At 29.6% G+C, this 12,712-nt stretch carries 15 protein-coding genes and 2 other annotated features; all 15 genes read right to left on the bottom strand.

The features are described from left to right. Window positions 1–22: 22 nt before the first annotated feature. The 15 genes from pyrR to Tmeso_RS02695 all read right to left on the bottom strand — a co-directional run bounded on the left by pyrR (window position 23) and on the right by Tmeso_RS02695 (window position 12,697). Complete coding sequence (gene pyrR / locus Tmeso_RS02765) at window positions 23–559, bottom strand: bifunctional pyr operon transcriptional regulator/uracil phosphoribosyltransferase PyrR (RefSeq protein WP_099188012.1); 537 nt, start codon at window positions 557–559, stop codon at window positions 23–25. 162 nt (window positions 560–721) lie between these two features. After that, on the bottom strand, window positions 722–1,630 hold the full coding sequence (locus tag Tmeso_RS02760; RefSeq protein WP_099188010.1) for an RluA family pseudouridine synthase: 909 nt from the start codon (window positions 1,628–1,630) through the stop codon (window positions 722–724). Window positions 1,631–1,641: 11 nt separating this feature from the next. Beyond that, complete coding sequence (gene lspA / locus Tmeso_RS02755) at window positions 1,642–2,073, bottom strand: signal peptidase II (protein ID WP_099188008.1); 432 nt, start codon at window positions 2,071–2,073, stop codon at window positions 1,642–1,644. 133 nt (window positions 2,074–2,206) lie between these two features. After that, a complete protein-coding gene (locus Tmeso_RS02750; RefSeq protein WP_099188006.1) occupies window positions 2,207–2,713 on the bottom strand; it encodes a TraR/DksA C4-type zinc finger protein in 507 nt (168 codons plus the stop codon). A 9-nt stretch (window positions 2,714–2,722) separates the two neighbouring features. Continuing rightward, window positions 2,723–3,001, bottom strand: coding sequence for a DUF5665 domain-containing protein (locus Tmeso_RS02745; RefSeq protein ID WP_099188004.1), 279 nt, complete (start codon window positions 2,999–3,001; stop codon window positions 2,723–2,725). 296 nt (window positions 3,002–3,297) lie between these two features. Next, entirely contained in the window at window positions 3,298–4,302 is a 1,005-nt protein-coding gene (trpS, locus tag Tmeso_RS02740) for a tryptophan--tRNA ligase (protein ID WP_099188002.1), read from the bottom strand. A gap of 67 nt (window positions 4,303–4,369) precedes the next feature. Further along, window positions 4,370–4,576: a binding site (T-box leader), on the bottom strand. 52 nt (window positions 4,577–4,628) lie between these two features. Beyond that, window positions 4,629–4,883 carry a hypothetical protein gene (locus Tmeso_RS02735; RefSeq protein WP_099188000.1) on the bottom strand — a complete coding sequence of 85 codons (255 nt, stop codon included), beginning with the start codon at window positions 4,881–4,883 and terminating at the stop codon, window positions 4,629–4,631. A 146-nt stretch (window positions 4,884–5,029) separates the two neighbouring features. Beyond that, window positions 5,030–5,824, bottom strand: a complete 795-nt coding sequence (gene dapB, locus Tmeso_RS02730; protein WP_330400282.1) for a 4-hydroxy-tetrahydrodipicolinate reductase — start codon at window positions 5,822–5,824, stop codon at window positions 5,030–5,032. A gap of 84 nt (window positions 5,825–5,908) precedes the next feature. Next, a complete protein-coding gene (locus Tmeso_RS02725) occupies window positions 5,909–6,196 on the bottom strand; it encodes a YciI family protein (RefSeq protein WP_099187998.1) in 288 nt (95 codons plus the stop codon). A gap of 50 nt (window positions 6,197–6,246) precedes the next feature. Continuing rightward, window positions 6,247–6,594, bottom strand: coding sequence for an aminotransferase class V-fold PLP-dependent enzyme (locus tag Tmeso_RS02720; RefSeq protein ID WP_278281316.1), 348 nt, complete (start codon window positions 6,592–6,594; stop codon window positions 6,247–6,249). A 137-nt stretch (window positions 6,595–6,731) separates the two neighbouring features. Continuing rightward, the gene (locus Tmeso_RS02715; RefSeq protein ID WP_099187994.1) at window positions 6,732–7,433 is read right to left on the bottom strand and encodes a 5'-methylthioadenosine/adenosylhomocysteine nucleosidase; all 702 of its coding nucleotides are present in this window, start codon (window positions 7,431–7,433) and stop codon (window positions 6,732–6,734) included. A gap of 230 nt (window positions 7,434–7,663) precedes the next feature. Next, window positions 7,664–10,768, bottom strand: coding sequence for an isoleucine--tRNA ligase (gene ileS, locus Tmeso_RS02710; RefSeq protein WP_099187992.1), 3,105 nt, complete (start codon window positions 10,766–10,768; stop codon window positions 7,664–7,666). A gap of 72 nt (window positions 10,769–10,840) precedes the next feature. Continuing rightward, window positions 10,841–11,066 (bottom strand) — a binding site (T-box leader). Window positions 11,067–11,168: 102 nt separating this feature from the next. After that, window positions 11,169–11,621, bottom strand: coding sequence for a DivIVA domain-containing protein (locus tag Tmeso_RS02705; RefSeq protein ID WP_099187990.1), 453 nt, complete (start codon window positions 11,619–11,621; stop codon window positions 11,169–11,171). Window positions 11,622–11,635: 14 nt separating this feature from the next. Then, window positions 11,636–12,424 (bottom strand): YlmH family RNA-binding protein, encoded by a 789-nt coding sequence (locus Tmeso_RS02700; RefSeq protein ID WP_242967839.1) that lies wholly within the window; start codon window positions 12,422–12,424, stop codon window positions 11,636–11,638. After that, window positions 12,425–12,697: a YggT family protein gene (locus Tmeso_RS02695; protein WP_099187988.1), complete on the bottom strand. Its 273-nt coding sequence runs from the start codon at window positions 12,695–12,697 to the stop codon at window positions 12,425–12,427. Window positions 12,698–12,712: the final 15 nt, after the last annotated feature.

Genomic DNA, 12,712 nt, shown 5'->3' with positions numbered 1-12,712 from the left:
ATTTAAAAGGTCAAAGTATTATTTATTTTTCATTTATAGAAACATAATCTTGACCATCAATTTCATCAAATTTAACACTTATAATTTCCTCATTAGATGTAGGTACGTTCTTTCCAACATAGTCAGCTCTTATAGGAAGTTCTCTATGCCCCCTATCTACAAGTACTGCTAGTTGTATGGATTTTGGTCTACCTATATCCATCACTGCATCCATGGCAGCCCTCACTGTTCTACCAGTGTATAATACATCATCAATCAAAACTACTTTTTTGTTATTTATATCAAAATCTATATCAGTTCCATTAAGTATAGGGTCTACATCTGCTTTGCTTAAATCATCTCTGTATAAAGTTATGTCTACCTTACCTATATTGATTTCTTTTTCTTCTATAGATGTGATCTTTTTTCCTATCCTGTCTGCAAGAGGTACTCCTCTTGTTTTTATTCCAACTAAAACAACCTCTTCTATCCCTTTATTTTTTTCTATTATTTCATAACTTATTCTAGTTATAGCTCTTGCTATAGCCTTATCATCCATTAATTTAGCTTTTTCCTTCAAGAATTACACCTCCACAATATAAAAAACTTCTCACCAAAAGGCAAGAAGTTATAATACGCATGTAAATCGTAGTCAATCTACGTATAATCCTTGCCAGTCTCTCTGTACTGTAATTAAAGGTTTGTTATTCACTTTTTTTAAATTTTATCACCTTAACTTATTTTAGTCAAGTATATTTAATATTTTTTCAAAGTGATTTGGAAGATGCGAATTAAATTCCATGTACTCTTTTGTCGTAGGATGCACAAACCCCAATGTTTTAGCATGTAGCATTTGACCATTTAATTTGAATTTTGAATTCTTTGGTCCATATATAGGATCTCCTACTAACGGGTGTCTTTTACTCAACATATGAACTCTTATTTGGTGAGTTCTACCCGTTTCAAGTTGCGCTTCAACATAAGTATATTTTTCAAATCTTTTTAGTACTTTAAAGTGAGTTACAGCTCTTTTGCCTCCTTCAACTATCGCCATTTTAAGTCTATCTACAGGATGTCTTGCAATAGGTGCATCAACAGTCATAGTATCTTCTTTTAATACCCCATGACTTATCATATGATATTTTCTAGTTATAGTGTGATCTTTTAATTGTTCTGATAAACAATTATGCGCATTGTTGTTCTTTGCTATCATCAAAAGTCCCGATGTATCCTTGTCTATTCTATGAACTATTCCAGGTCTTATAATTCCATTTATAGAAGATAGATTGTCCTTACAATGATAAAGTATAGCATTTACTAATGTACCAGTGTAATTTCCTGGTGCAGGATGAACAACCATTCCCTGTGGCTTGTTTACTACCAATACATTATCATCTTCATAAACTATATCTATATCTATATTTTCAGCCTCGATTTCTAATTCCTTAGGCTCTGGTACATTTAAATTTATTTTATCATTTGTTTTAGTTATGTATCTAGGTTTTTCTTTTTTATCATTTACTAATACATTTCCGTCTTTTATAATCTTTTGAATATACGACCTAGACATATCCTCAAATTTACTTGATAAAAAAACGTCTAGTCTGATACCTTCATTTTCTTCATTAACATCAAAATTTACTTGCTCCATATAGTCCTCTCCTACTCTTTGTCAAATAATATAATATACGAAAGTAGTATTCCTCCTATTACAACACATATATCAGCCACATTAAATACAGGCCATACTATAAAGTCGAAAAAATCTACTACAAAATTCAGTCTTATTCTATCTATCAAGTTCCCTATAGCTCCTGCTAGTATAAGTACTAATGAAACTTTATATAATTTACTAATATTTTTGTTAGTTCTTAGATAGTATACAATAAATGAAACTACCACAAATGCTACCAAAACAAAGAACCACTTTTGATTTTGAAGCATTCCGAATGCTGCTCCTCTATTTTCAACATATGTAAGATTAAATATATTATCTATAATAGTTATTCTTCCTATCTTCGATAAAAAATTAAGTGCATAATACTTTGTAACTTGATCTAACAATACTAAGAATACAAACAATGCTATATTCAATTTTATACCCCCTTATAAAGTGAACCTTAATTCAGATAAAATTTTTATTCCAACTGAACTTTTAGCTTTCGGATAATCTTTTTAACAGTAGAATTATATCATAAAATGCCATGGATATCATCCATGGCATCAACTAAAGCTCATCATAATCTAAGTCTAATCCTTCATATCTATTAGTAGATTCAAGACCTTCTACTAATTCACTATAAAAATATTCACTTTTAGTAAACGTATCTTCTTCTACCTCATCAAATTCTTTTTTATGCTCTTTTGAGCAATTAGAGCATAGAAGCGTTTCAGGAATTATATCAAGTCGTTCTGAGTCTATGTCCTTACTACACTCTTCACATTTACCATATAAACCTACATCGATTTTCTCAAGTGCCTTATTTATATTGTAAAGTCTTATAGATTCACCCGTCTTAAACTTTAAGTCCATTTCTCTCATAAATAGTTCCGTTCCCATATCAGCAGGATGATTGTCATATCCAGAAAGTTCTCCAGTACTATCTTTAATACTTGAATTTTTAAAATCATCCGCCGATACAGTATCATCCTCAATTTCCTCTATTAAATTAACTACCTTATCTTTTTCTTTTAAAAGAATTTGCTTATAATACTCCATATCCCTTTTATTCATTTTTTCCTCCTATCTATAGTTCTCAATAATGTCTAAAAGTTTAGCTATATATTGACCTATTAAAGGAAGATTCACCCAACTATGCAGTATATACGCAACTATAGCAGCAAGTATTGTGAACCCTATAGCACTTCCAAACCCTTTAGCAAGTCCTGCCACAAAATTTAAGTAAATAAGTTTTTTAGGACTATTTACTATTTCTGCGTACTCTCTTATTCTACTTTTATCTAGACTTTGAGCTAAATCATCTATTTTTTTTTCTATTTTATCCATTCTATCTTCCTTCAATTAGTTTTCCCCCTATTTGATTATTTATCCTAAACTCAACAGTTTTTTAATTATATTTAAACCTTATTCTATGAAGTATTATTTCAAAATTTTTCAAAAAAAATTCGTATAATTCATATATTTAATAAAATAGACTGTTGCAAAACAACAGTCTATTTTATTCTAAAAAACTATATAATTTTTAATATGCATATAATATTGATGAAAGAACTAAAGTATCGCCTATTTCTAAGAAACATATCTGTTAGAACTCGTTGACGACACAATCTATTCTATATCATAAAATAATTTGTTAATTAAATAAATTTTCTAGGAACAAGCCCAACTTTCTTATACACTTTTCTTAAAGTCTTTATAGCATTTTGTTCTGCTTTATTTGCTCCTTCAGCGTATATTTTTTCTAAATAATCTTTATTATTTAATAAGTCATTATACTTTTCCCTTACAGGTCTTAACGATTCTACTATAACTTCAGCAGTATCTTCTTTAAACTGCCCATATCCCTTGCCCTCGTACATAATCTCTATTTCTTGTATTGATTTTCCTGATAATTTAGAATATATATTCATTAAATTTTTAATTCCAGGTTGTTCATCTGAATATCTAACTATTCCAATAGAATCAGTGACAGCTCTTTTTAACTTTCTTACTATAGAATCAGGATCTTCTACCATTAATATAGAAGCATTTGGGTTATCATCTGATTTCGACATTTTTTTTGTAGGATCTTGAAGACTCATAATTCTAGCTCCAGTTTTTGCTATATACGGTTCAGGCACTTTAAAAGTATCACTATATCTACTATTAAATCTTTGTGCTAAATTTCTAGCGAGTTCTAAATGTTGCTTTTGATCTTCTCCAACTGGAACTAAATCCGTTTGGTAAAGTAAAATATCCGCAGCCATTAGCACAGGATAAGTAAATAAAGCTGCATTTAAGTTAGCCTCACTTTTTTGAGATTTTTCTTTGAATTGAGTCATCCTATTTAATTCACCCATATAAGTCATTGTATTTAAAATCCATGCAAGTTCTGCATGTGCACTTACATGTGATTGTATAAATATAGTATTTTTTTCAGGATTAAGTCCACTAGCTATATATTGGGCAAGTGCTTCAATAGTATTTTTTCTTAAATCCTTTGCTTCTTGGGGAACTGTTATAGCATGAGAATTTACTACACAATAATAGCAATCATATTCCTCTTGAAGTTCTACCCAATTTTTAAATGCTCCTATATAATTTCCTAGCGTAAGCTTACCAGATGGTTGAGCTCCACTAAATATTATTTTCTTATCGCTCATAATATACCTCCTAATTTATCCAAAAGTTCAGATTATAATTTTATACAAAAAACTCGCCTCTAAATTATTTAGAGACGAGTAAATTCCCGCGGTACCACTCTTATTGACATTTGTCCACTTATTATCCTCTAACGCAGGATTTGCGTTAAACCCTACTGTTATTTCAGGTTCAAACTCATAAGTCCATTCAATACAAACATCTGTATTAGGCTTTCACCATCCCTAACTCGCTAAAACTCAGTTAATACCTACTAATCTTAATCATAGATTTATAAATATCAAATTATATAATTAATTATATATCTTTTTTTATACAATTTCAATTATTATTTATCTTCACCTTCTAAACTATGTATAATAGCTATGTTATTATCAAAGTTCTCTATTTTCATATTTATATTAGTCCATCTACCTATTAGTTCACTTCTATTTTGCTCAAAATAATCGCAAATATTTTCTTTGTTTAAATCACTACCATCTCCAACTACAAATGTTATATTCTTGACTTTTTTTATATTATTTTCACTACATATTTCATTTAATGAGTTGTATATTCTGTTTATTAAAAATGTATCTTCCACAATTTCCCCTCCTCTACATTTTTATTATTTTGATGTCATACTATAAAATATATGTATTGAAAATAAATATAATGACACAAACATAAAAATTCGTCTAGTTGCTCAGAAATAGTTGTAAGTATAGTTGTTTAATCAATATGTTAGGTTTATAATATATCTTCTACACTATATAACCCTGCTTCTTTTTGATAAAGATATGTTATACATTTGCAGGCTCCTTTAGCAAAACAGTCCCAATTATATGCATGATGAGTTATTTCAAAACGTTCTCCCATAAGTCCAAACATAACCGTATGGCTACTAGATATATCCCCACTTCTTATAGAATGATACCCTACACTATCTTCTCTTCTTTCTCCTATTCCCCTTCTTCCATATTCAGCTAAATCCGAGAAATCCTTTTTAAGTGCTTTTGCTATAACCGAGCCCATCTCTTTAGAAGTTCCACTTGGAGCATCTTTTTTAAATCTATCGTGCATCTCTATTATCTCTATATCAGCTTCGTCTCCTATTGATTTAGTTACCATATCAAGTATTTTATACATTAAATTCACTAATCTAGACGTATTCGCTGCATAAAGAATGGGTATATGATTTGAATAATCTTTTATAATATCAAACTCCTCTTTACTAAATCCAGTTGTTCCACACACTACTGATTTATTATACTTTACAGCAGTTTTTAATACCTCCATAGAAATTTCAGGAGATGTGTAATCTACTATCACATCACACTTTTGTATAATATCATTCAAATCATCATAGATTATCGCTCCTACATTTTTACCTATATTACAAGCCAATCCAATATCTTCTCCTATGTAATCTCTTCCTTTTGGCGCTATTCCTCCAACTATATTTATTTTTTCATTTTCGGATGCAAATTTTGTTATAAGCTTACCCATTTTCCCTTTCGGACCAATAATAACTAAGTTAATCATTCTTTCACCCCTTAATATATTCTTGTATATATTTATATCATAAAAGTATATAAGAAAAGCCCCCTAAATTTAGAGAGCATTCAATTATACTTTTAAAAACTCTAACTCTTTACTTGTCATACTTGGAACAAACTCAATAATATCATACTTTGCTACCTGATTTTTATAAAATGGATCCTTTTTAAGTATATTCATAAGTTCTTCCTTCTCTTTAATATTAGATAAAATTACGCCTCCAGTTCTTGGAACTTTTCTTCCTGATGCTATGAAAAATCCTTTTGAATATTGTTCTTTTAAATAATCAACATGTTCCTGAAGATAAATCTCTACTATATCAAGTGCTTTGATATATGTAAGTGAAACTATAAACATTATAATCTTCCTTTCTATAATTTGCTAAGAGCATCAATAAATCGATTGATTTAATTAATACTATTATACATTCCTAAACTAATTCTCACAATCCCCGCAGGATTCCCTCTGACATACAATTCATAAGCTTGTTGCGGACTCACTCCCATTAAAGACTGTACATATATATCTGCTCCAGCTGTACCCGCTCCAACTTCTATTCCATGTTGATACGCAAGATAGTTAGCAACATCTGTATGATACATTCCTTTTATATTAAAAGATACATATGGAATATTTATTCTATCTGAATCCTGTCCATACATTATTACTCTAGGAATACTTTGTAGTCCCTTTTTTATATGTTTATATAACATTTTTTCATATTTTGCTATATTATTAATACCTACATTTTTTATTGCCTCTTCCGAATTTTTCGAATAAACTACTGTATCTTTACTTATATATTTTTTCTTTACAAAAAAAATACCTCATTACTCCTTAAAATCATCGAGTATGAGGTATTTTCATATTATACTTTATTCTTTTTTTAATATTATTGTAAATTCTTAAGAATACCAAGAACTATATCTTTTGAATTATGAGCGGCTTCATTTACAAATTCTTCATAAACTACATCTGCACTTCCATCAGCCTTATCAGACATAGCTCTTATTATTATAAACGGTGTATTGTTTACATAACAAGCATGTCCAATAGCAGCTCCTTCCATTTCAGCGCAGTATCCTTTCATATTATTTACAAGTCTATCTTTTAATTCCTTACTTGAAACAAACACATCTCCTGTTAAAACTCTACCTTTAACTACCTTGTATTTTTTATCAGAGTTAATACTAGAATTATAAGCTACTTCAATCAGTCTATCATCTGCTTTAAAAGTCGACTCTTCCATTCTCGGAATAACGCCTACTTCATAACCAAATACAGTAGTGTCAAAATCATGCTGTATTGTATCCGTTGATATTACTATATCAAATACATCTAAGTCATCGTGTAAAGCTCCTGCAACACCAGTATTTATAACAGCATCGACCTTAAATTCGCTTATAAGTATTTGAGCACAAAGTGCAGCGTTTACCTTACCTATACCACATCTTACTAAAACAACATCTTTTCCTTCGATTTTACCTACATAAAACTTTAGAGAAGCTTTTTCCACAATTTCTTTGATATCCATTAAATCTCTTAATATATCTACTTCTTCATCCATTGCTCCAATTATACCTATTATGTTCATATTTATTCCTCCTTTAAAATTTGTCTAGTTGCTACGCACTGACTCATGTCGCCAACGAGTCTTAAGAACTACATTGCTCGAAATTCACATACATTCATAGCGCCAACAAGTCTCACGACTCTGTTTCTTAAAATAGTTGATAGTTTTATCCATTTATCAATGTCATCAGTGAGTTAAAATATTATAGTTTTACTACAGATAAAAAGCGCTCCTTAAAGGAGCACTTTTTATTATTTAACTTTTTCTAATTTAATTCCAGTCTCATGATCATTTAGATTATGCTTTTCTAAATTTTCATCAGAAACCTTTTCTATAGAAAGACCTAAAGTTTCACTCATTATATAATCTTTATATATCTCAACTGCATTAGATATAGTTTCATCTCCATCAAAGAATATTTTTATATTATCCATCATTTCATAATCGTTATTCTTTCTCATTTGTTGAACCTTAGATATGAATTCTCTTGCATATCCTTCATTTATAAGTTCATCAGTTAAAGTTGTATCAAGTATAACAAACAGATTATTTTCAACAGATACATTAAATCCTTCTTTTGAAGAAATATTTATTAATACATAATCTTTAGAAACTTCAAAATCTTCTCCATCAAGATCAACTGTTAAAGTTTGGCCAGCTTCAAGTTTTCCAACTACATCTGATGCATCAAGTGAAGCTAAAGCTTTTCCGAATAACTTAATCTTTGGTCCAAGAACTGGGCCTAGTACTTTAAAGTTCGGCTTTAAGCTAAAGTTCATATATTCGCCTAAGTCTTTAGCAAATACAACATCTTTAACATTAAGCTCTTCTTTGATTAGTTCTACTAAATCATCTATTATTTCTTCATATTTACCATCTATTAAAACCTTTTGTATAGGTTGACGAACTTTTATTCTAACATTTTCTCTTGATGCTCTACCCAGAGTAACTAAGTTTTTAACTAAGTCCATTTTTTCTTCTACTTTTGAATCTATTAAGTTTTTATCAACCCTTGGATAATCACTTAAGTGTACTGAGAATTCTCCTGTAAGCTTTTTGTATATCTCTTCTGATAAATAAGGTGCAAACGGTGCAACCATTTGAGATATTCCAACTAATATTTCATAAGTTGTATTGTATACAGCTTTTTTATCTTCAGTTAATTCACTAGCCCAGAAACGTCTACGAGAACGTCTTATATACCAGTTTGAAAGATTTTCATTAACAAATTCTTGGATACTTCTTACAGTCTTTGTTAAATCATATGCATCTAAGTTTTGCTCTACCTCTAGTTTTAAATTGTTGTACTTAGATAATATCCATCTATCTAGCTCTGGTCTATCTTTGTACTCAACGAAGAAGTCCTTAGGATCTATTCCATCTGTGTTAGCATAAAGAGCAAAGAAGTTATAAACATTTTTGATAGTACCAAAGAACTTACTTTGAATTTCTTTAAGTCCATCAACGTCAAACTTAGTTGGGTTCCAAGGAGGTGATACATAAAGTAAGTACCATCTTAATACATCCGCTCCATATTGATCAAATAATTCAAATGGATTTATAGTATTTCCTTTTGATTTTGACATTTTCTTTCCATCTTTATCTAGTATAAGATCTGTAACTAGTACTCTCTTATAAGGTGCTTTCCCCATTATAAATGTTGAAATAGCAAGAAGTGAATAGAACCATCCTCTTGTTTGATCTATTCCTTCAGATATGAAATCAGCTGGAAATAATTGATCAAAGTTGTCTTTATTTTCAAATGGGTAGTGATGTTGAGCATAAGGCATAGCTCCACTATCAAACCAACAATCTATTACATCCTTAACTCTTGTCATAGTTTTTCCACATTCACTACACTTAATATGAACATCATCTATATATGGTCTGTGTAACTCTATTGTCTCATCTATATTTTCTATAGCTTTTTCAACTAGTTCTTTTCTTGAACCTACAGAATCTTTATGTCCACATTCACAAGTCCAAATATTAAGCGGTGTTCCCCAATATCTACTTCTAGATACTGCCCAGTCATTTAAGTTCTCAAGCCAGTTTCCAAAACGCTTTTCTCCAACAAATGAAGGGTACCACTCAACTGTATTATTGTTTTCTATAAGTTTATCTTTAAGCTTAGTCATTTCAATATACCAACTTGGCTTAGCATAGTATAATAGCGGAGTAGAACATCTCCAACAGTGAGGATAGTTGTGATCCATTTTTTCTTTTTTATAAAGTTTACCCTCAGCGTGTAGCCATTTGATTATATCTACATCTATTCCGTCCTCCATTACGAATCTGCCTTCCCATGGAGTAGTAGTGAATTTACCACTTTCATCAACTGGTTGAAGTACTGGAAGCTCATATTTTCTACCTACATTATAGTCATCTTCTCCAAACGCTGGAGCCGTATGTACTATACCAGTACCATCTTCTGTAGTCACATAATCTCCACATACTATGAAGAATGCTTTTTTATCAGCTGTTGCAAATGGCATTAATTGCTCATATTCCATATGCTCTAAATCTTTACCTTTAAGTTCTTCTATTACTTCATATTCTCCTTCTATTACCTTAGGAGCTAAAGTTTTTTCTATATAATAAACTTCATCATTAACTTTAATTTTTATATAAGTTTCATCTGGATTTACTGCAAGCGCAACATTTGATGGTAAAGTCCAAGGAGTAGTAGTCCAAGCCAAGAAGTATTCATCTACATCTTTTCTCTTGAATTTAACTATTACAGTATTAGTCTTTATCTCTTTGTATCCTTGTGCAACCTCATGAGATGCAAGTCCAGTTCCACATCTTGAACAATAAGGAAGTATTTTATGTCCTTCATATATATATCCTTCTTTATTGAATTTATCAAGTATCCACCAAACACTCTCTATGTAGTTATTATCAAGAGTGATATATGGATTATCAAGATCAGTCTCATAAGCCATGCGCTCTGTCATTTGTCTCCATAATTTTTCGTATGAGAAAACAGATTCCCTACATTTTTCATTGAATTTATCTATTCCATAGTTTTCTATTTCTAATTTGTCTTTTAGTCCTAATTGTTTTTCTACCTCTATTTCAACAGGTAGTCCATGAGTATCCCAACCTGCTTTTCTCTTTACTTGATATCCACTCATAGTTTTATATCTACAAACAGAATCTTTTAAAGTTCTAGCCATAACGTGGTGTATTCCTGGCTTTCCATTCGCTGTTGGTGGTCCTTCAAAGAATACAAATGAAGGGTTATCATTTCCATGCTCTATCGTTTTTTCCAATATATTTACTTCATTCCAAAAATCAGATGTTTGTTTTTCACTGTCTACAACTGAATTGATTAGAGATTCAAACTTTTTCATATATTTCATCCTTTCTTTTTATATATAGTATTGTCATTATTTTAATTAAAAACACAAAAAACCTCATCCCTATAAAGGGACGAGGTATATGCACGCGTTACCACCCTAATTATTACAAATAACTTGAAGTCATATGTAACATCTCATTTAAGATTAACGATTCTAACGGCTCAGCTTACTTTTATTTCAGCTTGCAACTCCAGGGTGATATTCCATCTTAATAATTTACTGATTTTCACCAAACATCAGCTCTCTTTAAAATTATTTGAAATGTACTTGTCCCCTTCTCAGTCTTTTATTATTGAGTTTTAATTAAGATTTAATAGCATTTTATAATATTTTTTAAAATTGGTCAATATCTTTTTTAAAATTTATAGAAAATTATGTATTTTGCGTATTATTACTCTATATCATCAAAAGTTTCATCTATTATTTTTATTTCATTTTGTAAAAGTCCCTTAAATTTACCTTTAAATAACTTAAATGATTTTCTGGTTTCTTCATAATCTTTTCTTATATCTATAACTTGATTATTAGCTTCTTCTATTAATTTTCTAGCCTTAAATTCTGCTTCCTCTATTATTAATTGTGCCTTTTTGGCTGCATTGGTATTTACTTCCTCAGCTGTATTTTGAGCTACTATAAGAGTGTTTTTTAAAGTTTCCTCTATATTTTTATATTTATTTATTTGTTCTGTCATCATGCTTAATTTATCTTTTAATTCTATATTTTCTTTGTAAAGCTTTTCAAAGTCTTCTTTAACTTCATCTAAAAATTCATCTACCTCTTCTTCTTTAAATCCTCTTAGTGCTCTTTTAAATTCTTTATTTTCTATGTCTAATGGAGTTATCATTACTTTAAAACCTCCTATAATATTATTTTTGCTTTTATTCTTAATCTTCCTTTTTTATTAACATCTCCTATATCCGATATTATACATCTACCTTTTCCTCTTACAGATACTAATACATTCTCTTCTATCTTCTTTGAGATATTATTTATAGGCTCATAATCTACACAAACTCTGTTTGATGAAATAATTTTATTTGCCTCTTGTCTAGATATATTATATACCGAAGATATAATACTATCAATTCTATTAGAAGAAACAGTAAATCCTATTTCTTTATAATTTATATCTATTTTTTCAATTTCAGAAATTGATATTTCTTTAACCTCTATATTATTCCTAGAAACCTTTGTCATGTTGAAAATTATATAATCTTTTATCTCATTTTGAACTACAACTTGACAAAAACTTTTATGTATTAATATATCTCCTATTTTTTCTCTTTTTATACCAAGTCCTAGTATAGCACCTAAATAATCCTTATGAGATACCTCTTTGAACTTGAAATTCCCCTCAATCATCAAAGCACTTATAGGACAATCCAAATCTTTTTCAGATACATAGTATGGATATATGTATATTACCTTTCTTTCAGATTCATCATATCCTCCATATACACTGTATTTTACATCATGTATAGAATTTAACACTGCTATAGAATTTTTTAATTCGTATGGATTTAAAAAATCAGTATATCTATAGTCATGATTTTTTGAAACAGCTAAAGCCTTGTCGATTACTTTGTATAATGTTTTTTTAAGTTCTAAATCATTTATATGTGAAGTTATTCTTTCTTTATCAATCATCTAAAATACCATAAATAATAATTTAATGATAGCTTGATATACAAATCCAATTAGAAAGTAGGCTATTATAGGCGATAAATCAAAAGGACCTGTATTTGCATACTTATACAGCATCTCTCTTATTGGATGCAATATAGGTTCTGTTACACTATATACAAAATCTGTAATCTTAGAATATTGCAGACTTGGTACGAAAGAAATCACACATCTTATCAAAATCATAAGTTCTAAGAATCTAACGAAATACGATACTGCCTTAATTATAATAAACATAAATGATTTCTCCTT

Source organism: Tepidibacter mesophilus, assembly GCF_002724055.1.
Lineage (GTDB): Bacteria > Bacillota > Clostridia > Peptostreptococcales > Peptostreptococcaceae > Tepidibacter_A > Tepidibacter_A mesophilus.
This window is presented reverse-complemented; position numbering and strand designations above follow the sequence as displayed.